The sequence below is a fragment of the Mesorhizobium sp. M0633 genome (genome assembly GCF_040320645.1).
Taxonomy (GTDB): domain Bacteria; phylum Pseudomonadota; class Alphaproteobacteria; order Rhizobiales; family Rhizobiaceae; genus Mesorhizobium.
This window is the reverse complement of sequence record NZ_JAMYQC010000003.1, coordinates 235045-260928: the sequence shown is the minus strand read 5'-3', so window position 1 is coordinate 260928 and position 25884 is coordinate 235045. Positions and strand designations below refer to the sequence as shown.

Sequence of the window (25884 nt, the reverse complement as noted above, 5' to 3'; positions counted from 1 at the left end):
GCTCCACTCCCTTCGTCGAGCGTCGAGCAGGTGAACGGACACTGGTCGAAGCAATCGTGCTGACGTTCTTCGTCATGCTGCTGTTCCTGCAGAACCTGCGCGCGACGATCCCCGACGATCGCCGTTCCGGTGACTCTGCCGAGCACATTCGGCGTGCCCGCCCTTGCCGGTTACTCGACGCTGACGATGTTTGCCACGCGCTGCCGCCGAACCGAAGGACCGCCAGCGCCGAAATGGTATTTTTGCCCTTCCCACAGCCGGCTCTAGAATTTTCATCGCAAATCAAGTTATGATGCACTTGGTATTTCCCGGGACGGCTTGCGCCGCTTGGAATACCGGGAGGAACCGGGACATGGCCGTTGCGCTTGTACTCGTTCTGATAGTCGTGGGCTCGGTGTTGTTCCACTTCCTGAGCCCATGGTGGTGGACGCCGATTGCCTCGAACTGGGACTATATCGACAACACCATCATCATAACTTTCTGGATCACCGGTGTCGTCTTCGCCGCCGTGGTTCTTTTCATGGCCTATTGCGTCTTCCGCTTCCGTCATCGGGAAGGCAATCAGGCGGCATATGAACCTGAGAACAGGCGGCTCGAATCCTGGCTGACGGTCGTCACCGCGGTTGGCGTCACCGCTTTGCTCGTTCCAGGCCTGTTCGTCTGGAGCCGGTTCGTTAACGTTCCAAGCGACGCAACCGAGGTCGAAGTCGTCGGCCAGCAGTGGCAATGGAGTTTCCGCCTCCCCGGCAAGGACGGCAAGCTCGGCACATCCGACACTCGCGACGTCAACGCTGAAAATCCACTCGGCGTCATCGCCACCGATGCCAACGGCCAGGACGATGTCGTAGTGGAAGCGGCCGACCTGCACCTCCCGGTAGGCAAACCGGTCAAGATGCTGCTCCGCTCGGTCGATGTGCTGCACGATTTCTACGTGCCGGAATTCCGCGCCAAGATGGACATGATCCCGGGCTCGGTCACCTATTTCTGGTTCACTCCGACCAAGACGGGGACCTTCCAGGTCCTGTGTGCCGAACTCTGCGGCCAGGGACATCCGATGATGCATGGCGTGGTCATGGTCGATACTCAGGAAGACTATCTGGCGTGGCTTGGCCAGCAGCAGACTTTTGCGCAGCTGTCCGCCCCCCAGCAGATGGGCTCGGCAGAGTAGGAAACCGGAACGACGGCGCGCCGTCGGGATTGAAATTAGTGTGGCAAGCCCGAACTGTCGGGCTGGCCGAAAAGGGCACGGAGGTGTTCCTATGGTCGATATCACACCTGCAGATGCGGTACCGCCGGCCGAAGTCGCGGAAATGGAACTCTACCATCCGCACAGCTGGTGGACGAAATACGTTTTCTCGCAGGACGCCAAGGTCATCGCCATCCAGTATTCGGCGACGGCGACAGCGATCGGCATGGTCGCGCTGGTGCTATCCTGGCTGATGCGGCTGCAACTCGGCTTCCCCGGCACATTCGACTTCATCACCCCGGAAGCCTACTACCAGTTCATCACCATGCACGGCATGATCATGGTGATCTACCTGCTCACGGCACTCTTCCTGGGCGGCTTCGGCAACTATCTGATCCCGTTGATGGTTGGTGCTCGCGACATGGTCTTTCCCTATGTCAACATGCTGAGCTACTGGATCTATCTGCTCGCCGTGCTGGTCCTGGTGTCGAGCTTCTTTGCGCCCGGCGGACCGACGGGTGCCGGCTGGACGCTCTATCCGCCGCAGGCGATCATGACCGGTACGCCAGGCGGCCAGGACTGGGGCATCATCCTGATGCTTGTCTCGCTGATCCTGTTCATCGTCGGCTTTACCATGGGCGGCTTGAACTATGTCGTGACGGTGCTGCAGGGGCGCACGCGCGGCATGACGCTGATGCGCCTTCCGCTTACTGTCTGGGGTATTTTCACCGCCACCATCATGGCGCTGCTCGCCTTCCCGGCGCTGTTCGTCGCCTGCGTGATGATGCTGCTCGACCGGGCGCTCGGCACCAGCTTCTTCATGCCGGCGATCGTCGAGATGGGCGAACAGTTGCAGCACGGCGGCGGCAGCCCGATCCTGTTCCAGCATCTGTTCTGGTTCTTCGGCCATCCGGAGGTCTACATCGTGGCGCTTCCGGCCTTCGGCATCGTATCCGACCTGATCAGCACCCACGCGCGCAAGAACATCTTCGGCTACCGCATGATGGTCTGGGCCATCGTCGGCATCGGCGCGCTGAGCTTCGTGGTCTGGGCGCACCACATGTATGTCAGTGGCATGCATCCCTATTTCGGCTTTTTCTTCGCCACAACGACATTGATCATCGCCGTCCCAACAGCCATCAAGGTCTACAATTGGGTGCTGACGCTGTGGCGCGGCGACATCCACCTCACCATACCGATGCTTTTTGCCTTGGCCTTCATCGTCACCTTCGTCAATGGCGGGTTGACTGGGCTATTTCTTGGCAATGTCGTCGTCGACGTTCCGCTATCGGACACGATGTTCGTCGTCGCCCATTTCCATATGGTCATGGGGGTTGCCCCGATCATCGTAATCTTCGGCGCGATCTATCACTGGTATCCGAAGGTCACCGGCCGGATGCTGAACGAGACACTGGGCCGGTTCCATTTCTGGGTCACCTTCCTCGGCGCCTATCTGATCTTCTTTCCCATGCACTATCTCGGCTTGATGGGCGTGCCGCGGCGGTACAACGAATTGACCGACATGACGATCATGACGGAATCGGCCCATCACCTGAACTCGTTTATCAGCATCATGGCTTTTATAGTCGGTTTTGCTCAGATTGTGTTTCTGTTCAATCTCATCTGGAGCATCCGCCATGGCCGTGAGGCTGGCGGCAATCCGTGGCGGGCAACGACGCTCGAGTGGCAGACGCCCGAAACACCGCCCGCCCACGGCAATTTCGGCAAGGATCTGCCGATCGTCTATCGCTGGGCCTATGACTACAGCGTACCGGGAGCCAAGGAGGACTTCATACCGCAAAACGTTCCGGGCTCCTTCGCGCCCTCCAGGGAGCCGGCATGAGCGTAATCCTGGTCTTCCTGCTCGTGATCGCCGGTATTGCCGGGTGGTGGCTTTCCCATCAGCGGCTAATGACGAAACCGTGGCTCGAGCAAGGTATGATCGGGGATTTTGTCGCTCTGGACCGATCGGCGCTGCCGACCGCAAAGATCGGTCTCGGCGTCTTCCTTGCCGTCGTCGGCTGCCTGTTCGCGCTGTTCACCAGTGCTTACTTCATGCGCATGGCGCTGTCGGATTGGCGGCCGCTGCCCATCCCGCCCCTGCTCTGGCTTAACACCGGCGTACTGGTCTTGAGCAGCATTGCGATACAGTGCGCTTCGCTCGCGGCGCGCAAGGGTCAAGTGGACATGGTCAGGCTTGGCCTCGCCACCGCTGGACTCACGGCGCTCGTCTTCCTGATTGGACAGCTTGTGGCATGGCGGGAACTGAGTGCGGACGGCTATTTTCTGGCATCCAATCCGGCCAACAGCTTCTTCTACCTGCTAACGGGAATGCATGGCCTGCATATACTGGGAGGACTGGTCGGGCTGGGCAGAACGAGCGTCGGCGCCTGGAACGGAGCGCAGCCGCAGCGGCTTCGCCTCAGTGTCGAGCTGTGCGCCATGTACTGGCATTTCCTGCTTTTCGTCTGGCTCGCCATCTTTGCGCTTCTGGCCGGCTGGGCTTCGACTTTAATCGACATTTGCCGAGGGTTGCTGACCTAGGAGGAACGGGCGGATGGCAGAGACGACACTGGCCCACATCGGCCGAACAGAGCCGCGGCCCGCAGGCTGGCAAGGCATCGCCGCCGACTGGTCCTCGGATCAGCGGGCGTTCAAAAACGTGTCCTGGGGCAAGGCCATGATGTGGATCTTCCTGCTCAGCGACACGTTCATCTTCGGCTGCTTCCTGCTCTCCTACATGACCGCGCGTATCTCAACACGCGTGCCGTGGCCCAATCCGAGCGAGGTCTTCGCCCTGCGCATCGGCGGCTCCGACATTCCACTGATCCTTATCGCCATCATGACCTTCGTGCTGATCTCGAGCAGCGGAACGATGGCCATGGCGGTCAATTTCGGCTACCGCCGCGACCGCCGCAAGACGGCAGTGCTGATGCTCTTGACCGCAGCACTCGGCGCGACCTTCGTCGGCATGCAGGCCTTCGAATGGACCAAGCTGATCACCGAGGGCGTGCGGCCTTGGGGCAATCCTTGGGGCGCTGCCCAGTTCGGCGCATCCTTTTTCATGATTACCGGCTTTCACGGCACGCACGTGACGATCGGGGTGATCTTCCTGATCATCGTGGCGCGAAAGGTCTGGCGCGGAGACTACGACGTCGGACGGCCCGGCTTCTTCACCAGCCGGAGGGGCCGCTACGAGAACGTCGAAATCATGGGGCTTTACTGGCATTTCGTCGACCTGGTCTGGGTGTTCATTTTCGCATTTTTCTATCTTTGGTGAGAGGCAGGACATGGCTGAAGCAACCGCAAACGGCCTGGGACAGCATGCGCTGGACAGCGCCCGTACCCATGATGCGACGACGACCGGGTTTACCCCGGCGGAGGTTCATCAAGAGCACCCGATCAAGCTCTATCTGGTGGTCTGGGCCTGGTTGTTCATCCTCAGCACCTGCTCCTATCTGGTCGACTATTTCGGTCTCCACGGCTATCTCAGATGGTCGCTGATCCTGATCTTCATGATCCTCAAGGCAGGGCTGATCGTCGCCATCTTCATGCACATGGCCTGGGAACGGCTGGCGCTGACATATGCAATCATCCTGCCGCCGGTGCTGGTGCTGGTGTTCGTGACGATGATGGTCTTCGAAGCGGACTACACGCTTCTCACCCGAATGGCGTTTTTCGGGGCCGGGCCCTGACATGCAATCCGGATCCAGGCGGTCCGGTCCTGGAGCCTTCGCCTTGAAACAATCCACGGCTGGTCCATTTCTGTTGGTATCGGAAACGACAGGCAATGCCGGCGTTTCCACATGCGTCGCGAACACCAGCAAGGGGCGCCCAAGATGACCATCGCAAACAGACTGAAGGACTTCATCGACAGAAAAGGAATTTCCTACGACACCGTCGAGCATCACCGCACGGCGACAAGCAGACAATCCGCCATTGCGGCACATGTGCCTGGCAGCATAATGGCCAAATCGGTGGTCGTTCACCACGACCGTGGCTACGCGCTCGCCGTGGTTCCAAGCACGCACAGGATAGAACTCGCGACATTGCAGGATGTCATGGACAAGCCTCTTGGACTTGCCTCCGAAGACGAGGTGGTCTCGTTGTTCGGCGATTGCGATGTCGGCGCTGTGCCGCCGATCGGCGCTGCCTATGATGTGCCAGTGGTCCTCGATGAAAGCCTCGGCGACGCTCCCGAAGTCTATTTCGAGGGCGGTGACCATAGGACGCTGGTGCATGTGAGCGGCAAGGATTTCCGCGACCTGACAAAGGACGCGCGCCAGGCCCGTTTCAGCCACCCGGCCTATTGAAAGCTCTGCCCCACCCTGCCCGCACCGGCACTTTCACCGGTGCGCGCAGGGCAGGTTTTTTTCAGCTCACGGTCTGGTGGCCGGCGGCGATTCCACAACTTTCCGATAGACATGCCAGGTCGCATGACCAAGGATCGGCAGCACGACTGCCAACCCGGCGAACACTGGCAGCGAGCCGACGATCAGGGCGACGGCGACGATAAGGCCCCACACGGCCATCACGATCGGGTTGGCCAGGACAACGCGCACCGAGGTGTGGATGGCTTCGTAGGCGCCGACATCGCGGTCGAGCAACAACGGGAATGCGACGACCGTGGTGCACAACACAACCGCGGCGAACACGAAGCCGATGGCGTGACCCAGGATGATGAGCGTCCAGCCGCGTCCCGTGGCGAATATTTCACTGATGAAGCTGGACAGCGATTGCGGCGGCGCCGGGCCGAACAGGGTCTGGTAGAATATCTGGGCCGTCAAAAGCCAGGCGATAAAGATCGCAAGCAGCATGACGCCGACCGCTGCAATAGCCGGCAGTGCCGGAGAACTCCTGACTTCAAAGGCGTGCCTCCACGAGGCGTCGAGCCCGGCTTCCCGTCGCCGGCTGATCTCATAGAGGCCGATCGCCGCGAACGGACCAATCAGTGCAAAGCCGGATACAAGCGGAAACAGCAATGGCAGCGTGTTGTTACCTGATGTCCAGACAGCAAGCACGACTCCCGCAATCGGATAGATCAGGCAGAGAAAAACGATGTGCGACGGTTTGACCATGAAATCATCGACGCCACGCCTGAGCGCATCAAAAAGATCGGAGACACCGATTTTTCGAATTCTGGTGTGTTCCAGCGTCTCGCTGGCGCCTGCTATCACGTGAAAGCTTGCCATGACCATTCCTCCAGACCAGGTCCGGTAAGGTCGCGTTTTACGGTGCTGCCGTTCTGCATGATTGGCCCACGCAAACCGCGACCTGCACCATGATCAATATACTCTCATGCGGGGGACTTGTCGCGCTTTGTAGGAAGGCCCGGGAGTAGGAGCTCCCGGGTAGCCTGACTAGCTACGGACGCCGTTCTTCGATATGCTCTTCTAGTCGAAGGTGAAGGTCATGGACGGAAGGACAGTTCTCATACTCGGCCTTGGCGTCATTATTCTGCTGTTGCTGGGATTTTGTGCTCTGCCAACGTGATGTTTTGAGCCGGGGTCAATAGTCGGCTGAAGCGATCACTCGCATTACAATGGTGTCGGCAAGCAACGCCGCAAATATTGCGAAAAGATAGACAATCGAATACGCAAACAGTGCCTTTGCCGGCTTCATCTCCTTGTCGGCGACGAGAACCTTCCAGGCCTGCCGAATGAAACCTGCACCCAACGCGGCTGAAACAGTGCCGTAATATCCGCTCGCGAAGCCGAAGCCCCAAGGAAGCACGCCGATTGGCGCCAAGAGCAGCGAATAGGCGAAGATTTGTTTTCTGGTCGAGTGCTGGCCGGCCACATTCGGCATCATCGGGACCCCCGCCGCGGCATAGTCACCGACCTTGAAAAGGGCCAGCGCCCAGAAATGAGGCGGCGTCCAGAGGAAAATGATCAGAAACAGGATGAGACTTTCAATGCCGATTGCGCCGGTTGCAGCAGCCCACCCGATCACCGGAGGAAGGGCGCCTGCCGCGCCGCCTATGACGATATTCTGTGGCGTCGAGCGCTTCAGCCACATCGTGTAGATAACAACATAGAAAAAGATGGTGAACGCCAACAACGATGCGGCGAGCCACCCCACCAGCACGCCGAGCGTCATGACCGACAGTGCGGAAAGCACCAGACCGAAGCTGAGAGCTTCGCCAGGCGTGACGCGACCGGACGGAATTGGTCGCTTGGACGTGCGAGACATCAAGGCGTCTATGTCTGCGTCGTACCACATATTGAGCGCGCCGGCGGCTCCCGCTCCAACCGCGATTGCGCCGATGGCAATTACGGCGATAACTGGATTCATCACGCCGGGCGCCATCATCAGGCCGACGAAGGCAGTAAACACGGCAAGCGCCATGACGCGTGGCTTCAAAAGCGCAAAGAAATCACCCGCCGTCGCCTCCGAGAGGCGGATGCCGGTATCCTTGAGACGGCTTTCTTCAGTCGACATTCAGACGACCACCGATGGGAATGGCAGCCTAGCCGGCCAATGTCTTTTTTGCAACGAGCCGCCCTCCCACCGACACTGCCGGCAGATTGCGGCCGAGGCTATGCCTCGACCTGTTTGCTATGCCAAGATCCGGCGGAAGAGCCGGGCTATTTGGAGAATTGCTTCAGATAAGCAATGACGTTGGCGATGTCCTCGTCTTTCTTGAGGCCGACAAACGCCATCTTGGTTCCTTTGACCATCGCCTTGGGATCGCGAAGGTAGGTCGTCAGCGTGGCTTCGTCCCATTTAACGCCGGATTTTCCGGCCTCGGTCATAGCCTTGGAATAGCTGAACCCTGGATGCGTGCCGGCCGTTCGGCCGATGACGCCGTTCAAGGACGGACCGATCTTGTTCTGATCCTTGTCCGCGATATGGCAGACCTTGCATTTGGCGAAGACCTTCTCACCCGCCGCGGCATCCTGTGCCCGCGAGGGGCCGGCAATGACGGTGGCGACGGACATGATGATGAAAAACACAATGGCACGCATGGCATTTCCTCCCTGATCGCCAATTTGCCCTGGCTGACCTGCACAGGCCGACATTTAGTCCGCTGGCATGCGCTCTTGAATGGCAGAACGGATATCCAATGCCTGGGGTTGCGGCACCTACATACCACAGAACCCGGCCGGCAGGTAGAGTTCGGCCATGCAAAGGTTTAATGCGGACAATCTGCTCAAGGCAATTTGGTGTTGCAGCTGGCGGCGATCCGGCCGATCGCCTCTTCAACTCCGGTGAGGTCAAACTCGGCTTTGCCGCGCCCCGACAGCAGCCCGAACCGCCAGGACAGCAGCAGCCGGTCCGCGGAAATCAGTCGCCTGATGCCGTCGGCACCGTCGCGGACCAGCATTCTGCTGCGCGGGCCGACCGACCAGCTTTCGTTGAGCTTGCCGGATTGGCCGACAGTCACCGACATGGCGATGGTTCGGCTGGCGGAAACGGTGTCGCTCAGTTGCAGCCATTCGCTCCAACGCGGTTCGCCGGCTGTCCGGCAGGCGATCGTCAAAACCGGGCTGTAGCTCAATGCGCCGCCACCGGTGATGAGCTTGTTGGTCGCGTAAAGCGAGGCGGTGACAAGGCCATCGCTGCTCTTGTCGAACCGCCAGTTGTCGAGAACCGTATCAGCCTGGGCAATGCCGCAGACCGACGCAAGCAGGAACGCCGCCGCCACGCTTCCGATACCGAAGAACTGTCTCAACGATGCCTCCAACAACCGCTGCGGTCAGCAACCCAGCGCAGATAATCATCAAAGCTTCATATCGCTACCTCGACCGCCAGATGCGTGAAATCCGTTGCGTCTGCGCCACAACGAAAAAGGCCGCCTCGAGAAGGCGGCCTTTCGGAATTCAGCAGGGACGTTATTCAGCGTCCTTGGCGGCCTTCTTCTTCGGCGCGGCCTTTTTCTTCGGCTCTTCAGCGTCGTCGTCGGCCTTCTTGGTGTCCGCTTTTTTCGCAGCCGCCTTCTTCGCCGGCTTGGCCTTGGTTGTCTCCGTATCCTCGTCGTCGGCCAGCAGCTCTTCCTTGCTGACCTTGACATCGGTGACCGAAATCTGGCCGAGCAGATGGTCAACCACCTTCTCTTCGAACATCGGCGCGCGCAACGTGTTCAGCGCTTCGGGATTATTGCGATAGAATTCGAAGGCTTCCTGCTGCTGGTTGGCCGGATAGCGACGCACCTGCTCGAACAGGCCGCGCTGCAATTCCTCGTCCGTCACGGTGACGCCGGCCTTCTCGCCGATTTCGGCGAGAACCAGGCCGAGACGCACGCGGCGCTCGGCAAGCCGCATGTATTCGGCACGCGCTTCTTCTTCCGTCGTCTCTTCGTCGGCAAAGGTGCGCCCAGCAGCTTCGAGGTCGCGGTTGACCTGGTTCCAGATGTTGTTGAACTCGGCCTCGACGAGCTTGGACGGCGCCTCGAACGAGTAAGCAGCGTCGAGCTGGTCGAGCAACTGCCGCTTGACTTTCTGGCGCGTTATCGAGCCGAACTGGTTCTCGATCTGACCGCGCACCACCTCGCGCAGGCGCTCCAGCGATTCAAGGCCGAGATTTTTGGCCATCTCGTCGTTGATCTCAAGCGCACCGGGCTTCGACACTTCCTTGATCGTCACGTCAAAAGTGGCTTCCTTGCCGGCCAGATGCGCCGCCTGGTAGTTTTCCGGGAAGGTAACCGTGACCTGCTTCTCGTCGCCGGCCTTGCTGCCGACCAGCTGGTCCTCGAAGCCGGGGATGAATTCCTTCGAGCCGAGCACCAGCGGCTGATCGGTGCCGGCGCCGCCGCCGAAGGCTTCGCCGTCGATCTTGCCGACATAATCGATGGTCACGCGATCGCCCTCGGCGGCCTTGCCGGTCTTCGGCTCGTAAGTGCGGGCGGATTCAGCGACACGCTTGACCTGCTCGTCGATCTCTTCATCCGGCACGTCGAACACCTGGCGCGTCACCTTGATGTCGGAGAAATCCTTGATCTCGATCGGCGGAATGACCTCATAGTTCAGGCGGAACTCGAAATCGGCACCGCCTGCCAGGATCTTCTCGGCTTCCTTCTCGTCCTCGGTCATGATCACTTCAGGCTGCATGGCGGCCTTTTCGCCGCGCCCGGTGATGATCGAACGGGTCGAATCATTGAGAATCTCGTTGACCACTTCGGCCATGAATGATTTGCCGTAGACCTTGCGCAGATGCTGCACCGGCACCTTGCCGGGGCGGAAGCCGTTGATGCGGACCTTGTTCCTGGCGTCGGAGAGCCGCGCCATCAGCTTGGCTTCCATGTCACCGGCCGGCACGGTGATCTTGATCTCGCGCTTGAGACCGGAGTTGAGCGTTTCGGTGACCTGCATCATAAAACCTTTGTTTCCACCAATGAGGCCGTCAAACGGCCCCTGCCGTTTACAGCCTGCCGGTATGATCTTGCCGGGAATGGCTTTTGGTGCGGGACTTGGCGATCTGTCCGCTCAACGCGGCACAAATCCTCCAGAAATACGCTCCAAAATGTGAATAAGTCTTTGTTTTTCCTACTTCTTATCACATTCTGCAGAAGCGGATCGTCGCGTCCCGTCACATTCGACACGCCTTTTGTCACAGGCGCGGCCGATTTTCAACCATCTTTGCATTCCGGCCAAGGATGCCGATGTGGGCTCTGACATTGACAGAATGATGGCTACATGGGATTGGCCGGGCAATGCGGATGTGGCGGAATTGGTAGACGCCCTGGATTTAGGTTCCAGTGCCGAAAGGCGTGGGGGTTCGAGTCCCTTCATCCGCACCATCCTTCGCTCTTCGAGCTTCGGGTGGCAGGCCACTCGAAGCTCCTCCAAAGCCTTGGCGAAGGAGGATCATTGCCAAGGCCGTAGCGCGATCTAGTAAAGCGGCTCCTCGAACAGTGTCTTGTCGCCGTCCACCAGCGCCTTGATCTGCGCGGTGCCGTTGGCCGCAATCGCCACCCGGATGCCGAACGGCCGCACCCGCATGTCGTTCTGGATCGCCATCCCCTCGCCTTCCGGCAGATAGAAGCGCTCGATGCCGTAATCCGGCGCGATCGTCGTTGCTCCCTGGCTGATATTCCAGCCCTCGGAGACGTGTCCGACGATATCGGCTTCATCGGATGCTGCCGGCGCCGGCGCTTGCCCGAACCAAGCCGCGGTCGGCCCCCAATAGCCGTCGGCGCCCTGCTTCAGCCTGACCACGATCGACGTTTCCTCGCTGGAAAGCTTGCCGGCCGGAATGTTGCCGATCAGCTTCACCGGTATGCGCGAAATATCGTAGCCGAGCAGAATGTAGTCACCGCGCAAGAGATCGCGCGGATCGATCGGCTCGACCCTGAGCAGGACCTGCTTGCCATCGCGCAGGATCGCCGCGCGTCCGGCGATGATCCAGCTCAGAAAGCCGATCTGGACGAGCGCCAGGACCAGCGCCGAGATGATCAGTCTTTTGCCGGTCATCATGCCGCCGCTCCTGTCATGTTCGAGGCGTTCATGCGCTTTTCTATGCGGATGATAATGAAAGCAAGAACGGCGAGAAGCACCGCCGCCGCAAGGAAGAAGCCTGCCGTGTCGAGCATTGATTGCAGCATCACCACATAGATGATGGCGAGTTCGAAGGCGAAGCCCGCATAGGCAACCCAGCGCAGTCCCCGGCTCTCGCGGCCGCCCAGCACGATCGCCGCGACGATGCCGGCCAGCGCAACAGCCGAGGCAATGGCGAAGCCGCTATTGTAGCTGCTTTCATCCGCCAGTTCGAATTGGATCATCGCCAGGCCGGTGAGAAAGCCGATCAGCGCGTGCAAGGGCAACCTGCCGCCGAGTTGCAAAACCCTCTCGACCGGCCCGGCAGCAAAGATCGCAGCGGTAAAAAGCAGCACCGATGCGGCAACGAGCGGGATGGCGACTTGCAGCGTGTCGTATTCCATGGCCAACAGCACGAGGTAGAAAAGGACCGACAGGATGATCAGGTGGCGCGCCGCCTGGCTGCGCGTCCAGAACGAAACGGCGAACAGAATTAGCGCCATGACCACGAAGAGATGCGGAAATTCCGTGCGCCGGAAGTAGTCGAACCCTCTCAGGAACAGCCAGGCATCGGCGATGCCGACGGCAGCGACGGTCAGCGGGTTTGAGCGCAGCGCCACCGCCGCCAGCGCCGTGCCGGCGCCCCAGGTGATCAAGGCCGAGGCCTCGTCGCCCGACAAATGATACATCTGGCCGATCAGCGCGATCGAACCGCCGAATGCCGCCGCCGCGACGATCCACAGTGCTTCGCCGATCGCCGCATGGTCGCGCATCTTCAGCACCGCGCCGCCGACATAGCCGGCAAGGATAACGGCAAAAAGTGCCGCGACCCGCACCAGCCGCGGGATGACTTCCCAGTTGGCGGCGATAAAGATCAGGATAGCCGCGCCGAACAGCAGCGCCGCCATCATCGCCAGGATCGAGCCGAAACTCAGCGATTTGCGTTCGTTTGCCTCGACGTCGCGCGTCAGCGCATCGGCTGTCGGCGCGTCGATCAGGCCAGCCTGCTGCCATCGCGCGATATCCGACCTGACCCGTGACGAATAGCTCGCCATGCCCCTCCCCCTTTGCTTGGTCCTTTTAGCTCGTCCGGCCAAGCGTTTGACCTAACGGCATTTTCCGATCTGGGCGGAAAACCGGACGCGCGTTAATGCTGCATTGCACAATTTGCATTGCTGCCATGCACCAATAGCGCTTTTAAATCGATATAACCTCACCTATTTTCACGGTGCACACAAAGACGGAATGATCCGAAAGAAAGACGAAACGAGACTACCATGAACCTGATCCGCAACTATCGCAACTGGCGCCGCTATAGGGACACCGTGTCCGAGCTGAACCGCCTGAGCACCCGTGAACTGACCGACCTCGGCATCAGCCGCAGCGACATTCACTACGTCGCCCGCAAGGCGGTCTAATCCTTCGGGCCGCAAATGGTCCGAACCAGTTTTGAAAAGAGAACGACAATGAACCTGATCCGCAACTATCGTAACTGGCGCGTCTACCGCGAGACGGTTACCGAGCTGGGTCGCCTGTCGAATCGCCAGCTCAACGATCTCGGCATCGTCCGCGACGAGATCAAGATGGTCGCTCGCAGGGCGATCTAACAACAAGAATTTCGCCAGGGTCGACCTCCTCCCCGACCCTGACGGATACGGTCAGCCTTCACCTCCTCCCGAGGGTTGACCACAAAAACGGCGCCCGCCGGACCTCCTCCCCCGGCGGGCGCTGTTTCCAGGTTGTTTCTAAAAGGGTTTCGCGCCCTTCAAATGGCGAAAAGAATTTCGTTAAAGCCGACCTCCTCCCCGGCAATGACGAATACGGTCGATCTTCACCTCCTCCCGAGGATCGACCAACAAAACGACACCCGCCGGATCTCCTCCCTCGGCGGGTGTTGTTGTTTTGGGCGGTCTTTCCTAGGCAGCCCACTTGCGGTGCGATCCCTGGCAATTGCAATCCTCGCGCCAAGCGACTATTTCGGCGCTCATGGACAAGAACCCCATTCACGTTATCGGCGGCGGACTTGCCGGCTCGGAAGCCGCCTGGCAGGCGGCCGAAGCCGGCGTTCCCGTTGTCCTTCATGAAATGCGTCCCGTCCGCGGCACCGATGCGCACAAGACCGACGGGCTGGCCGAGCTCGTCTGTTCCAATTCCTTCCGCTCCGACGATGCGCAAACCAATGCCGTCGGCCTGCTGCACGCCGAAATGCGGCTGGCCGGTTCGCTGATCATGAGCGCCGGCGACGCGCATCAGGTGCCGGCCGGCGGTGCGCTGGCCGTCGACCGCGACGGATTTTCCGAAGCGGTGACCAGAAAGCTCGAAGCCCACCCGCTCATCACCATCCAGCGTGAGGAATTGCCCGGCCTGCCGCCGGCGGACTGGGACCAGGCGATCGTTGCCACCGGCCCGCTGACGGCGCCGTCGCTCGCCCAGTCGATTGCGGACGCAACCGGCGCCGACGCGCTCGCCTTTTTCGATGCCATCGCCCCGATCGTCCATTTCGACACGATCGACATGGATATCTGCTGGTTCCAGTCGCGCTACGACAAGGTCGGTCCCGGCGGCACCGGCAAGGACTACATCAACTGCCCGATGGACAAGGAGCAGTACCTTGCCTTCATCCAGGCGCTGGTCAACGGCCAGAAAACCGAATTCAAGCAGTGGGAAGGCACGCCCTATTTCGACGGCTGCCTGCCGATCGAGGTGATGGCCGAGCGCGGCGTCGAGACATTGCGCTACGGGCCGATGAAGCCGATGGGGCTGACCAATGCACACAATCCGTCTGTAAAGGCCTATGCCGTCGTCCAGCTTCGCCAGGACAACGCACTGGGCACGCTTTACAACATGGTCGGCTTCCAGACCAAGCTGAAGCACGCCGAGCAGGTGCGCGTATTCCGCACCATTCCCGGGCTGGAAAACGCCGAGTTCGCGCGCCTAGGCGGCCTGCACCGCAACACCTATATCAATTCGCCGACGCTGCTCGATGCGTCGCTGCAGTTGAAATCGCGGCCCGGCTTGCGTTTTGCCGGCCAGATCACCGGCTGCGAGGGCTATGTCGAGAGCGCCGCCATCGGCCTGCTTGCCGGACGTTTCGCGGCCGCCGAAAGGCTTGGCCATGCGCCGTCGCTGCCGCCCTTGACCACCGCTTTCGGCGCGCTGCTCAACCACATCACTGGTGGCCATATTGTCTCCGACGACGAGCCGGGAAAGCGCTCCTTCCAGCCGATGAACGTCAATTTCGGTCTGTTCCCGCCCGTGGACGCGCCAAAGATCGAGGGCAAGCGGCTGCGCGGCAAGGACAAGACGGTCGCCAAGCGGCATGCGGTGACATCGCGCGCGCTCGCCGACTGCCGCGAATGGCTGGGGCTGCCTTTTCGGGCGGAAGCGGCGGAGTCCCTGCTTGCGGATTGCGGGGCGCAGAAGTAGGATAACATCCTACTTTGTATCGCGAGGCCAAATTCCATGGAATCCGCTGAGAAACTGTCAATCACCGTAACGCCCGCCATGGCGCGTATGATCCGCGAAAAGGTTGAAGACGGCTCCTTCGGTTCGGCCAGCGAAGTCATCCGCGCAGCGCTTCGCGCCTTCCAGCGCGAGGAGGAAGAACATGCCGAGCGCATGGCCTCGATCAGGGCGCGTGTAAAGGCGTCGATCGAGGATACGAGGCCTGGCTATACCGGAGAAGAGGTGCGCGATCATCTCCGAGGACTGTTTGCTCGGTATTCAGGCCGCGCTGATGATTCAGCGGCTTGAGGTCGACTACCGTGAAACCGCCAGAAACGATTTGGCTGACATTTTCAAGCACATCATCGAGGCCGGCGGAAATCCGGACATAGCGCTGAAATTCGTGCTTCGAATCGAAGATCGCTGCCGAAGCATCGGCAATGCACCGCGTGGCGGCCGGCCGCGCGATGACATTGCACCAGGGTTGCGAACGGTGCCGTTCGAGCACTCGGCTATTATCGCCTATGTTGTCAGCGACGATCTTGTTCGCATCGTCAACATCTTCTACGGCGGTCGCGATTATGAGACGCTGATGCGCGATGGCGGATCGAGTAATCCATCGTGATGAAAAACTACTCGGCCGGGGCGCTGCTCGCCGCCTGCAGTCCAGGCTTGGCGGCCTCCCCGGACTTCCTCATTGGTCATCAGCCTTCATGCGGCCGGCCAGCCTCGCGTCGCTCGCCGGAACAAAAGCCAATGCCGGCGCAGGACGGAGAGCCGAGCCATATCCTTGAGAGGCGAGCGGCGGGCAGTCTCCATCTTGTCGAGATAGGCGCCCGTCAGCGCCAGCGGCAGAAACGCCGGACGCAGTGAAACCGGCAGGGTGGACGCCCCCTGCTCGAAGGCGGAAAGATGTTCCCGTGCCAGCGCGATCATCGCGGCGACAGCACGTTGCGCTCCAGACCCACCATCGCCCGCAACGAACTCTTCCGGCGACGATCCCGCCGCGGCCAAAATGTCGGCCGGCACAAAGCACTGTCCCCGCTTACGATGCAGCGGCAGCAGAAGCAGCAGACCGGTCATCGCCTGCGCACAACCTGCCCTGCCGGCAAGTTCGGCAAAGCGCGGTGCTTCGACCGGATCGAGCACCACCGCCGCAAGCTGGATGAGCGCGGCGGCAGTCTCGCCGCAATAGCCTTCGAGATCGGTACGCGACGGCATCGGGTCGTCATAGAGATCGAAGATGCGCGCTTCGAGCATATTGTCGAAAGCCGCCTTGGGCAGACGGTGAGTGGAAATCGTCGCCTTCAGCGCGTCCGCCACGGGATGGCCAATCTCTGCCTCATCCTCTTCGGCGGCGATGACATCGCGCCACCATTGCAGCCGGACCTCGCCCGGCAGCGCTTCGCGGATGCGATCGCGAATGCCGGCAATTTCGGCGTTGAAGGCATAGAGCGAAAACAGCGCGTCCCGCTTGTCTTCGGGCGCGTAGAGCGCGGTCAGGTAGCGGTCATGATCGGCGGCGCGCACCGTCTCCATGACGACTTTGGTGTTTTCGGGCACGTCAGTCGACGGCGATGAGTGCTGCGGCCACGGCGCGGTCTTCAGCCAGCAGCACATTATAGGTCCGCACCGCCGCCCCGGTCGACATCGGATCGGCGGAAATGCCGGCGTCCTTCAGCGCGGCACGCAGCGCGGTCGGCAACGGCCTCAGATCCTTGCCGCTGCCGACCAGCAGGATCTCGACCTTGGCGGCCTCGTTGAACAGCTTGGTGAAATCCGCTGCCGTCAGCGCCAACGGATCGGCCGGCTCCCAGCCATAGATGCCAGAAGGCAGGCACAGCAGCGAGCCGCGATGCGACATGTCGGCAAAGCGGAAACCGCCATTGCCGTAAGCCTCGATCGGTGCGCGGCCGGGGAAATGCGCCTCGCGGATGACGATGCCCTTGGCCACTTTTGAGGCAAGCCGTCAGGTGGCTATGGCTTTGCCGCCGCCCACCGGCTTTTCCTCATCGGACGCTGTGGCCTGCGGCCGCAGCTTGAACAGGATAAGCAGTGGCGCGGCGATAAAGATCGACGAATAGGTGCCGAACACGACGCCGAACAGCATGGCCATGGTGAACGAGCGGATCACCTCGCCGCCGAACAGCACCAGCGCCAGCAGCGCCAGGATCGTCGTCACCGAGGTCAGCGTCGTCCTCGACAGCGTCTCGTTGATGGCGTTGTTCAGCAATTGCGGCAGCGGCATTCGCTTGTATTTTCGCAGATCCTCGCGAACACGGTCATAGACGACGATCGTATCGTTGAGCGAATAACCGATGATAGTGAGGATCGCCGCCAGCGACGACTGGTTGAATTCGAGGCCGGTGATGACGAAGAAGCCGATCGTCATGACCACGTCGTGAACGGTCGCAACGATGGCGCCGACCGCGAACTGCCATTCGAAGCGGAACCAGACATAGATCAGGATGCCGAGCAGCGCGACCAGCATGGCAATGGTGCCTTGCTTGGCAAGCTCGCCCGAGACCGTCGGCCCGACCACTTCGACGCGGCGGAAATCATACTGGTCCTGCAGCTCGCCGCGCACTTTGTCGATGACGGTCTGTTCGGCGTTCTCGCCGCCCTCCTGCGTGCCGACGCGGATCAGCACGTCGTTCGGTTCGCCGAACTGCTGAACCTGCACCTCGCCGATGTTGAGTTCCGTCAGCCTGCCGCGGATGTCGGCGAGATCAGCATTGCCGGTCTTGGCCTGCACCTCGATCAGTGAGCCGCCCTTGAAATCGATGCCGTAATTGATGTCGATGGTCATGAAGCCGATGACCGACAGCACCGAAAGCACGCTGGACAGTGTGAACGTCCAGCGGCGGATGCCCATGAACGGAATTTTCGTTCCCGGCGGAATGAAGGTCACCGGCGCGCGCGGCAACTCCTTCGGACGGGCCCGGCGAAGCCAGATCGACACCAGCAGGCGGGTGAAGGTGAAGGCGGTGAAGACCGTGGTCAGGATGCCGATGGCATAGGTGACGGCAAAGCCCTTCACCGGCCCGGTTCCGAGCCAGAACAGCACCACGGTTGCGATCAGCGAGGTCACGTTGGAATCGACGATGGTCGCCAGCGCCTTGCTGAAACCGGTATCGATCGCCTGAATGACCGAGCGGCCGGCACGTCGCTCCTCGCGGATGCGTTCATAGATGAGGACGTTCGAATCGACCGCCATGCCGATGGTCAGCACGATACCGGCGATACCAGGTAGGGTCAGCGTCGCTCCAAGCAGCGACAGCAGCCCGACGATCATCGCAACATGCACCGCCAGCGCGATATTGGCGAGGAAGCCGAGGAAACCGTAGGCGACGAACATGAACGCCACCACCAGGATTGACCCGATGATACCCGCGACCTTGCCGGCATGGATGGAATCCTGGCCGAGACCAGGCCCCACGGTGCGCTCCTCGATCACAGTCAGCGTCGCCGGCAAAGCGCCGGCACGCAGCAGCACGGCGAGGTCGTTGGCGCTCTCGGCAGTAAAATTGCCCGAGATTTGGCCGCTGCCGCCAAGGATCGGTTCGCGGATCTGCGGCGCCGAAATCACCTGATTGTCGAGGATGATGGCGAACAGCTTGCCGACATTCTGCGATGTCGCCTGGCCGAACCGCGTCGCTCCCCTGGAATTGAAGGTGAACGAAACCACCGGCTCGTTGGTCTGGGAGTTATAGGTCGCACTCGCTTTGTCGAGGTCTTCACCCGAGACGATGACGCGGTTCTCGATCAGATAGGGAACGGGCGGATCGTCCTGCGAATAGAGCACCGAGGACCCCGCCGGCGGGCGGCCCTTGAGCGCATCCTGCACCGGCATCGACTGGTCGACCATCTGGAAGGTCAGCTTGGCGGTCTGGCCGAGGATCTCCTTCAGCCGCTGCGGATCCTGCAGGCCCGGCACCTGGACCAGAACGCGATCGTCGCCCTGCCTTTGCACGATCGGCTCGGTGGTGCCGAGCTCGTTGACGCGGCGACCGACGACCTCGATCGACTGCGTCAGCGCCGCCGAGGTGCGGTATTTGATGCCGGCATCGGTGACGGTGAACTTCAGCAGGCCGGGCTGGGATTCATCCAGCGTCATCTCCCGGATGGAGCCGCCGCTGAACAGGCCAGCTTGCACCGGATCGGTTAATGTCTTCAACGCATTCTTGGCGGCATCGACCTGATTGGCATCGGTGATGCGGACCTGAACGCTGCGGCCCGATCCGGAAAGGCCGGTATAGCCGACCTTGGCATTGCGCAGCAGCGTTCGAATTTCGTCGCGCGTCGTCTCCAGCTGGTCCTTGATCAGATCGTTCGGATCCATCCTGAGCAGGATGTGCGAGCCGCCCTGCAGGTCGAGGCCGAGCGTCATCTGCCGCTTCGGCACCCAGTCGGGCAGCTTGGCCAGCGTGCTGGCGGAAAAAAGGTTGGGCGCAGCGAGGACCACTGTGGCGGCCACGGCCAGCCAGATCAGGATCATCTTGAAGCGCGAAAAATAGAGCATATGGCGTCGTCCGTCAGGGCGTACTGGCGGATCGTTCCGCCGACAATTCGGTTATTTCTTGGCGTTCTGGTTCGCCACCGGCTCGCCCTTAACCTGCACATCGTCAATTGTCGAGCGCGGTGCAGTCAATTTGGCGCCGCCGCCGGGATCGGTTCCGACGTAATTGGCTGATCTCCTGCCCTATTCTAATTCTGCCCGCCGCCAGGCGCTATAGTGCGTTCTTCAACTATTTTCAGTCTTGCCGGCAACGGACCAGAACGCAAAAGCAGGGCAAGTTCTTTGGCGCTCTCATTGGTGAAGTTGCCTGATATCTGGCCGGAGCCGCCAAGGATCGGCTCGCGGATAACTGGCGCCGAAAGCACCTGACTGTCGAGGATCATTGCAAACTGCTTGCCGACATTCTGTGAGGTCGCTTGAGCAAAACGCGTTGTACCCTTGGAATCGAAATTGAACGATACAACCGGCTCATTCATGGCCGAATTGTAGGTCGCCCGGGCATCGACGATGTTGTCACCGGAAACAATCACACGATCTTCGACCAGATAGGGAATCGGCGGATCGTCCTGCGAATAGAGCACCGAAGAGCCTCGCGGCGCCCGGTTGTTGAGCGCATCCTGCACAGGCCACGACGTATCGACCATTTGAAATGTCAACTTGCCAGTCCGTCCGAGAATGTCCTTGAACCGGACTGGGGTCCGCAAGCCGGGCACCCGAACCAGTATTTGGTCATCGCCTTGCTGCTGCACGATCGGTTCGAAAGCGCCACTCTCGCTAACCCGGAGTTTGACGACTTCCATCGACGGCACCAGCGCCATCAATGTCCGAAGCCTGACGCCAGCATCCGTTATTGTGAGGCTGAGCAATCCGGGTTCCGGCTCATCAAGCGCGATCTCCTCGACTGGGTTCGTCCCGGCAACCGGATCGGTGAATATTTTCAGGGCTGTTTTGGCGGCATCGATCTGAGCCGGATCCGAAATGCGGACCTTGACCTCGCGACCCCATCCAGCAAGGCCCGTATAGCCGATCCTGGCATCGCGCAGCAGCGAGCGAACGTCATTGCGCACCGTCTCCAGCCGGTTCTTGATCAGATCCTCCTTATCCACCTCAAGCAGAATCTGCCAACCACCTTGCCGGTCGAAACTCGCCTGCCGCTTCGGCAGCCAGGCAAGAAGGTCGACGAGCGTACCGTCCGGCTTCATAGCGCGCGCGCCAAGCATCACGCCCAAGACCACCATGCCGGCAACAGCCAGCCAGATAAGAATCTTGGTAAGGCGCGAAAACCACATATGGCGTTGCCCGTTGCGGATCGTGCCGCCCGAAGACCCGGTTATCTCCTGAGCTTTATTTCTTGGCGTTCTGGTTCGCCACCGGCTCGCCCTTGACGCGCACGTCGGCGATCGTCGAGCGCAGCGCCGTCACCTTGGTGCCGCCGCCAAGGTCGACCTCGAGCTCGTTATCGTCGATCACCTTGGTCACCTTGCCGACCAAGCCGCCGCCGGTGACAACGGTATCGCCGCGACGAACCGCCGCCAGCATCTCGCCGCGCTTCTTTAGCTGCGTGCGCTGCGGCCGGATGATCAGAAAATACATGATCACGAAAATCAGAGCAAACGGCACGATCTGGATAAACATTGCGGACGAGTCCCCGCCGATGCCTTGGGCGTATGCCGGTGTCACGAACATCGAGGTACTCCTGAATTTTAAAAACAGCCGCCAAACCGTTCTGGGAATTTGACGGCCCCGCCAAATTTGGCCGGAATATAGTCGGTAACGTTGCCAATGCAACTGCGCGGCCGGGCAAATCGGCTGCTTTTCCGGCCTGGTGAGCCGTGTTAGAGGGTGATCCCCAAAAGCGACGCTCGGTTTCCGCAAAAGATCATGCCCGAACAAATGCTTGGGACGAGTTTCGAAACCGCTGAAATCAGGTAGGTTGGCCTGCCGCACCATCCTGAAAGCGAAACAAAAAAGACAAGAGATGACCGACAGTACCATCGATATCCTGAGCCAGAAGCTCGACCGCCTGATCGAGGCGGTCGCCCGCCTCGCCCCGCCGCCGGTGCCGCAAACCGACCTCGGCGAGGCCGATTGCTTCGTCTGGCAGGCCGATCCCGGCTATCTGGAGCCGGTGCGCAAGGTCAACCGCGTCGACATCGGCCTGATCCGCGGCGTCGACCGCGTCCGCGACATATTGGTCGACAACACCGAGCGCTTCGCCTCAGGCTATGCTGCCAACAACGTGCTGTTGTGGGGCGCGCGCGGCATGGGCAAATCGTCGCTGGTCAAGGCGGTGCACGCCGCGGTCAACGCTTCGGCCAAGCTCGACCTGCCGCTCAAGCTTATCGAGATCCATCGCGAAGACATCGACACGCTGCCGAAGCTGATGGGACTGCTGAAGGCGGCACCCTTCCGCTTCATCCTGTTTTGCGACGACCTGTCATTCGACCACGACGACACGTCCTATAAATCGCTGAAGGCAGCTCTTGAAGGCGGCGTCGAGGGCCGCCCGGCCAACGTCATCTTCTACGCCACCTCGAACCGGCGGCATCTGTTGCCGCGCGACATGATCGACAATGAGCGCTCGACGGCGATCAATCCGTCCGAAGCGGTCGAGGAAAAGGTTTCGCTGTCGGACCGTTTCGGCCTGTGGCTTGGCTTCCACAAATGTTCGCAGGACGAATATCTCGACATGATCGACGGCTATGTCCGCCATCACGATCTCGCCATCGATCCCGAGACGCTGCGCGCCGAGGCGCTGGAATGGGCGACGACGCGCGGCAGCCGTTCGGGCCGCGTCGCCTGGCAGTTCACCCAGGATCTGGCAGGCCGGCTCGGCAAATCGCTGAAGGATTAGCCGCTCAAGGACTAACAGCAGAGGAAGCCCGCACCTTGCGGAGCGGACTTCCTCGGCGGGCTGAAGGTCAAGTGGCCCGCAAATCGCTTCCGTCTTCTATTCGAGATAGGTCGAAGGATCGACCGGCGCCGAGTTCTTGCGCACTTCGAAATGCAGTTTCGGCGAGTCGGTGGTGCCGCTCATGCCGGACAGGGCGATTTCCTGGCCGCGCTTGACCTTCTGGCCGCGCTGCACCTCGATCGAGCTGGCGTGGCCGTAGACGGTGACCAGACCGTTTTCGTGCCGCACCAGCACCGTGTTGCCGAATTCCTTGAGGCCGTCACCGGCATAGATGACGACGCCGTTCTCAGCTGCCTTGACCGGCGTCCCCTCGGGCACGGCAATGTCGACGCCGTCCTTGCCGCCGCCGAAGCTTGAGATCACGCGGCCGCGCACCGGCCAGCGCATCTTGCCGATGCCGGTTGCGTCCGGCGCCACCGCATCGTCGTCCTCGGCCTGCTGGATGACTTTCGCGTCCTTCTTTGGCGGCGTGTAGGAGGCGAGCGTCTGCGTCGGCGTGGCCTTGGCAGGCGGCTGGGTGGTGGCCGTCGTCACCGGATCGACCTTTGCCGGCTTCGCACTGGCGACGACAGCGGTTCCGCCTGCCGGCACTTTCAGGGTCTGGCCGATCTTGAGCAGTCCATCCTGCATGCCGTTCGCCTGCTTCAACGCGACGATGCCGACGCCGGTCTTTCTGGCGATGGCCGACAGCGTATCGCCTTGCTGAACCGTGTAGGTGCCGCCGGCACCGGCTGGCTTGGCCGTCGCCGAAGCCACTTTGGGCGCGGTCTTTCCATCCTTCGGCTGGCTTGCGGCAGCCGAGGCGTCCACCTGCGCGGCAGACTTGCCTTCCCTGAGCTTCGGCTGCTGCGGCAGCACGGCCACCTTCTCCGGCGCGTCGGCCGGCTGGTCGTGCCTGGTGCCGTTCGCGGGCTTGGCGTCGGCGACTTTCGGCGTGGCGCCGTTGCTCGAATACGCATAGGCCGGGATGACGAGCTTCTGGCCGGTCTTCAGCCCCTTGGTCGCGCTCAGCCCGTTGACTTTCATGATGGCATCGGCCGGCACGCCGTAGCGCCGCGACAGGCCGGAAATGGTCTCGCCGTCCTTGACGACGATCTCGGCTGCATGCGGTGCGCCGGCGGCCGTCGCCATGCGCGGCGCGTCGGGCTCGGCGTTCTTGAACGGCCTTGCCGCCGGAGCGACGGTGCCGGTTGCCGTCCTGTCGACACGAGGAGCGGCAGGCGCCATCGCCGGCGCGGCAGCGGTACGCACCGGGCGGGCGGCGGGTGCCAGGGCGGGAGCCGGCGGTGGCAACTGCTGCGCCGTAACCGGTTCGAGGCTTGAGCGGCTGACCGACTGGGTGTGGCTGCCGTCGATCGGCGCGGCCGCAACATCGCCCGGATAAGGCTGGGCAGCATCCTGCTTGTCGATGATGGCGCGCTGGTTGTTGGTCGAGGCGGTGAACACGTCATCGACGCTGTTGAACCGCGCCACCTGGGAACTACACCCCGTCGCAGCGCCTGCGATCATGAGGACGGCGCAGCCACGCGCCAGATTGCGTCCGTTTGCCTTCAAAACACTGAATTGCATCGCACTAACCCGCACAGACCCGGTACAACTGAGTGTGATTAAAGCGCGTTAATGTTACCGGTCGGTTAAACCTGTAGAATCAGACGCAAATTTTCTTAAAATATTCGAGGATCGAGCGCCGGGTGTGTCGAGATTCAGGTCAGGCCGAGCCGAAAATGGTGGGTTCCGAGAACCGGAGCGGTGCGTACTTTTTCGGTACGTGAGCACCGGCCTACGCCGGCCATAGCCTTAACTGCCGCGACCTCTTATGAATGCTTCGGCCGGCGAAGCGGAAGCGGAGGAAGCCGCCATTTGCAGGCCGGCCTCACCTGAATATCGACACAGTCTAGATCACCGCGGCGACACCGTGCAGGATCGGCTGCAGGCGCACCAGGCCGATATCCTCGCGTTCGAAGCGGCTGCCGACCTTGGTCAGCTTGGCCAGCACCTGCTCGCCTTCGTCGGGTCCGATCGGCGCGATGACGATGCCGCCGCTCGACAATTGGTCGAGGAGAAAGCGCGGCAGGCTGTCGAAGGCCGCCCAGGCGACGATGCGGTCGAACGGCGCTTCGTTGGCCAGCCCGTTGGAACCGTCCGCCTGGCGCACGATCACATTGCCGATGGCGAGTGCCTCGAGGCGCTGCCGGGCCTGTTCGGCCAGCGTCTTGTAACGGTCGATGGTGACGATCCGCGCGGCAAGCCGCGACATCACCGCCGCCGTGTAGCCGGACCCGGTGCCGATCTCGAGCACCCGGTTGCCCGGCTCGATGGCAAATGCCGCGATCACCGCCGCCTGCAGGTCGGCGCCTTCGATGGCCTCGCCGCATTCGATCGGCAGCATACGGTCCGACCAGGCCATCGGGTGGAAATGCGGAGACAGAAAGCCGCGCCGCGGCGTCGCCTCGAAGGCGGCGATCAGCGCCTTCGGCACCGTCCCCCTGCCGCGCAGACGAAGCAGGAAGGCAGCGAAACCTTCGCGCTCGTCGACCGTTGCAGCGTGGTTCAAGTTCATGCGAGCGCCTTGGCCAGTTGATCGCGGATTTCATGCGCGGTGAGATCGAGCTGCAGCGGCGTCACCGACACCAGCCGATTGCGCAAGGCATGGAGGTCGGTGCCTTGCTTGCCCTCGACTGGCTCGCGGCCGAAGCGCAGCCAGTAGTAAGGCAGGCCGCGCCCGTCGCGCCGCTCGTCGACCCACAGGCTGTGGACCAGCTTGCCCTGCGAAGTGACTACAGTGCCGGCGATCTCTTCCGGCGCACAGTTCGGAAAATTGACGTTGAGCAGCACGCCGTCCGGCAACGGCATGGCGACGAGCTTTTCGAGCAGGGCCGGCGCCAGCGCTTCGGTGGTCTCGTAGGGAACGACGCGGTCCTCGCCGACATAGGAATAGGCCTGGCTGATGGCGATCGATCGCACGCCGAGCAGCGCGCCTTCCATGGCGCCGGCGACCGTGCCCGAATAGGTGACGTCGTCGGCGATGTTGGCGCCGGAATTGACGCCGGACAGGATCAGGTCAGGCGCTTCGGGCAGGATCTTCTTCACGCCCATGATGACACAGTCGGTCGGCGTTCCGCGCACCGCAAAGTGCTTTTCGCCGATTTTCCTGAGCCGCAGCGGCTCCGAGATCGACAGCGAATGCGCATAGCCGGACTGATCCTGTTCCGGTGCCACCACCCAGACGTCGTCCGACAGCGTGCGCGCGATGCGTTCGAGTGATGCAAGGCCCTCGGCATGGATGCCGTCGTCGTTGGTCAGGAGGATGCGCATGAGACCGCCTTTGCAGAATTGGATTGACGGC

The 25884-nt window shown here is 61.3% G+C and carries 27 protein-coding genes, 1 tRNA gene and 1 pseudogene; 14 read left to right on the top strand and 15 right to left on the bottom strand.

The features are described 5' to 3' along the window. Positions 1 to 2: 2 nt before the first annotated feature. From NKI47_RS04815 to NKI47_RS04785, 7 genes and pseudogenes are all read left to right on the top strand, one after another. Positions 3 to 195: pseudogene (locus tag NKI47_RS04815) on the top strand (efflux RND transporter permease subunit); the annotation flags it as partial. 157 nt (positions 196 to 352) lie between these two features. Then, positions 353 to 1168, top strand: a complete 816-nt coding sequence (coxB, locus tag NKI47_RS04810; RefSeq protein ID WP_023678900.1) for a cytochrome c oxidase subunit II — start codon at positions 353 to 355, stop codon at positions 1166 to 1168. Positions 1169 to 1259: 91 nt separating this feature from the next. Continuing rightward, positions 1260 to 3029, top strand: coding sequence for a cytochrome c oxidase subunit I (ctaD, locus tag NKI47_RS04805; RefSeq protein WP_023678901.1), 1770 nt, complete (start codon positions 1260 to 1262; stop codon positions 3027 to 3029). Next, positions 3026 to 3730: a cytochrome c oxidase subunit 3 gene (locus tag NKI47_RS04800; RefSeq protein WP_023678902.1), complete on the top strand. Its 705-nt coding sequence runs from the start codon at positions 3026 to 3028 to the stop codon at positions 3728 to 3730. Before ctaD ends, NKI47_RS04800 begins: the two co-directional genes overlap by 4 nt. A 13-nt stretch (positions 3731 to 3743) precedes the next feature. Then, positions 3744 to 4466, top strand: coding sequence for a heme-copper oxidase subunit III family protein (locus NKI47_RS04795; protein WP_023678903.1), 723 nt, complete (start codon positions 3744 to 3746; stop codon positions 4464 to 4466). A 10-nt stretch (positions 4467 to 4476) separates the two neighbouring features. Next, positions 4477 to 4881 (top strand): cytochrome C oxidase subunit IV family protein, encoded by a 405-nt coding sequence (locus NKI47_RS04790; RefSeq protein ID WP_023678904.1) that lies wholly within the window; start codon positions 4477 to 4479, stop codon positions 4879 to 4881. Positions 4882 to 5025: 144 nt separating this feature from the next. Further along, positions 5026 to 5499 (top strand): aminoacyl-tRNA deacylase, encoded by a 474-nt coding sequence (locus NKI47_RS04785; RefSeq protein ID WP_023678905.1) that lies wholly within the window; start codon positions 5026 to 5028, stop codon positions 5497 to 5499. 66 nt (positions 5500 to 5565) lie between these two features. Here the strand turns inward: NKI47_RS04785 and NKI47_RS04780 are convergent, their stop codons facing one another. The 5 genes from NKI47_RS04780 to tig all read right to left on the bottom strand — a co-directional run bounded on the left by NKI47_RS04780 (position 5566) and on the right by tig (position 10497). Beyond that, positions 5566 to 6378, bottom strand: coding sequence for a DUF2189 domain-containing protein (locus NKI47_RS04780; protein ID WP_023678906.1), 813 nt, complete (start codon positions 6376 to 6378; stop codon positions 5566 to 5568). 316 nt (positions 6379 to 6694) lie between these two features. Then, positions 6695 to 7627, bottom strand: coding sequence for a heme o synthase (locus NKI47_RS04775; RefSeq protein WP_352587909.1), 933 nt, complete (start codon positions 7625 to 7627; stop codon positions 6695 to 6697). A gap of 146 nt (positions 7628 to 7773) precedes the next feature. Continuing rightward, positions 7774 to 8127, bottom strand: a complete 354-nt coding sequence (locus tag NKI47_RS04770) for a c-type cytochrome (RefSeq protein WP_502894605.1) — start codon at positions 8125 to 8127, stop codon at positions 7774 to 7776. A gap of 212 nt (positions 8128 to 8339) precedes the next feature. After that, positions 8340 to 8861, bottom strand: a complete 522-nt coding sequence (locus NKI47_RS04765) for a hypothetical protein (protein WP_023678909.1) — start codon at positions 8859 to 8861, stop codon at positions 8340 to 8342. Positions 8862 to 9021: 160 nt separating this feature from the next. Continuing rightward, on the bottom strand, positions 9022 to 10497 hold the full coding sequence (gene tig / locus NKI47_RS04760; protein ID WP_023678910.1) for a trigger factor: 1476 nt from the start codon (positions 10495 to 10497) through the stop codon (positions 9022 to 9024). 343 nt (positions 10498 to 10840) lie between these two features. Here tig and NKI47_RS04755 point away from each other — a divergent pair. Next, positions 10841 to 10925 (top strand) — tRNA-Leu (locus NKI47_RS04755). A 91-nt stretch (positions 10926 to 11016) separates the two neighbouring features. Here the strand turns inward: NKI47_RS04755 and NKI47_RS04750 are convergent. Together NKI47_RS04750 and NKI47_RS04745 are read right to left on the bottom strand one after the other, a co-directional pair. Further along, positions 11017 to 11601: a GDYXXLXY domain-containing protein gene (locus NKI47_RS04750; RefSeq protein ID WP_352587907.1), complete on the bottom strand. Its 585-nt coding sequence runs from the start codon at positions 11599 to 11601 to the stop codon at positions 11017 to 11019. Beyond that, positions 11598 to 12716 carry a DUF2157 domain-containing protein gene (locus NKI47_RS04745; RefSeq protein WP_352568847.1) on the bottom strand — a complete coding sequence of 373 codons (1119 nt, stop codon included), beginning with the start codon at positions 12714 to 12716 and terminating at the stop codon, positions 11598 to 11600. Before NKI47_RS04745 ends, NKI47_RS04750 begins: the two co-directional genes overlap by 4 nt. A gap of 222 nt (positions 12717 to 12938) precedes the next feature. On the opposite strand from NKI47_RS04745, the gene NKI47_RS04740 reads away from it, so the two are divergent. From NKI47_RS04740 to NKI47_RS04720, 5 genes are all read left to right on the top strand, one after another. Further along, positions 12939 to 13079 carry a DUF1127 domain-containing protein gene (locus NKI47_RS04740; protein WP_023678913.1) on the top strand — a complete coding sequence of 47 codons (141 nt, stop codon included), beginning with the start codon at positions 12939 to 12941 and terminating at the stop codon, positions 13077 to 13079. Between the two features lie 48 nt (positions 13080 to 13127). Beyond that, positions 13128 to 13268: a DUF1127 domain-containing protein gene (locus NKI47_RS04735; RefSeq protein ID WP_023678914.1), complete on the top strand. Its 141-nt coding sequence runs from the start codon at positions 13128 to 13130 to the stop codon at positions 13266 to 13268. Positions 13269 to 13647: 379 nt separating this feature from the next. After that, entirely contained in the window at positions 13648 to 15087 is a 1440-nt protein-coding gene (trmFO, locus tag NKI47_RS04730; protein WP_352587903.1) for a methylenetetrahydrofolate--tRNA-(uracil(54)-C(5))-methyltransferase (FADH(2)-oxidizing) TrmFO, read from the top strand. 36 nt (positions 15088 to 15123) lie between these two features. After that, positions 15124 to 15414, top strand: a complete 291-nt coding sequence (locus tag NKI47_RS04725) for a type II toxin-antitoxin system ParD family antitoxin (RefSeq protein ID WP_352454489.1) — start codon at positions 15124 to 15126, stop codon at positions 15412 to 15414. After that, on the top strand, positions 15398 to 15730 hold the full coding sequence (locus NKI47_RS04720; protein WP_198023610.1) for a type II toxin-antitoxin system RelE/ParE family toxin: 333 nt from the start codon (positions 15398 to 15400) through the stop codon (positions 15728 to 15730). The genes NKI47_RS04725 and NKI47_RS04720 overlap by 17 nt, the downstream gene beginning before the upstream one ends. Before the next feature lie 86 nt (positions 15731 to 15816). Here NKI47_RS04720 and NKI47_RS04715 read toward each other — a convergent pair whose 3' ends face one another. The 5 genes from NKI47_RS04715 to yajC form a co-directional block, all read right to left on the bottom strand. Next, a complete protein-coding gene (locus NKI47_RS04715; protein WP_502898019.1) occupies positions 15817 to 16644 on the bottom strand; it encodes a phytoene/squalene synthase family protein in 828 nt (275 codons plus the stop codon). Positions 16645 to 16669: 25 nt separating this feature from the next. Continuing rightward, entirely contained in the window at positions 16670 to 17059 is a 390-nt protein-coding gene (locus NKI47_RS04710; RefSeq protein ID WP_352587897.1) for an Mth938-like domain-containing protein, read from the bottom strand. Positions 17060 to 17074: 15 nt separating this feature from the next. Beyond that, positions 17075 to 19627: a protein translocase subunit SecDF gene (gene secDF, locus NKI47_RS04705; protein WP_352568850.1), complete on the bottom strand. Its 2553-nt coding sequence runs from the start codon at positions 19625 to 19627 to the stop codon at positions 17075 to 17077. A gap of 185 nt (positions 19628 to 19812) precedes the next feature. Then, positions 19813 to 20913 (bottom strand): SecDF P1 head subdomain-containing protein, encoded by a 1101-nt coding sequence (locus NKI47_RS04695; protein ID WP_352587894.1) that lies wholly within the window; start codon positions 20911 to 20913, stop codon positions 19813 to 19815. A 55-nt stretch (positions 20914 to 20968) separates the two neighbouring features. Next, positions 20969 to 21310 (bottom strand): preprotein translocase subunit YajC, encoded by a 342-nt coding sequence (yajC, locus tag NKI47_RS04690; protein WP_352588014.1) that lies wholly within the window; start codon positions 21308 to 21310, stop codon positions 20969 to 20971. A gap of 292 nt (positions 21311 to 21602) precedes the next feature. Here yajC and NKI47_RS04685 point away from each other — a divergent pair, with 292 nt between their 5' ends. Next, positions 21603 to 22478 carry an ATP-binding protein gene (locus tag NKI47_RS04685; protein ID WP_352587892.1) on the top strand — a complete coding sequence of 292 codons (876 nt, stop codon included), beginning with the start codon at positions 21603 to 21605 and terminating at the stop codon, positions 22476 to 22478. 96 nt (positions 22479 to 22574) lie between these two features. On the opposite strand, the gene NKI47_RS04680 is transcribed toward NKI47_RS04685, so the two are convergent. The 3 genes from NKI47_RS04680 to surE form a co-directional block, all read right to left on the bottom strand. Further along, entirely contained in the window at positions 22575 to 24107 is a 1533-nt protein-coding gene (locus NKI47_RS04680) for a peptidoglycan DD-metalloendopeptidase family protein (RefSeq protein ID WP_352587890.1), read from the bottom strand. A 325-nt stretch (positions 24108 to 24432) separates the two neighbouring features. Beyond that, complete coding sequence (locus NKI47_RS04675) at positions 24433 to 25098, bottom strand: protein-L-isoaspartate(D-aspartate) O-methyltransferase (protein WP_352568853.1); 666 nt, start codon at positions 25096 to 25098, stop codon at positions 24433 to 24435. After that, positions 25095 to 25853 (bottom strand): 5'/3'-nucleotidase SurE, encoded by a 759-nt coding sequence (gene surE, locus NKI47_RS04670; RefSeq protein WP_352467008.1) that lies wholly within the window; start codon positions 25851 to 25853, stop codon positions 25095 to 25097. Before surE ends, NKI47_RS04675 begins: the two co-directional genes overlap by 4 nt. Positions 25854 to 25884: the final 31 nt, after the last annotated feature.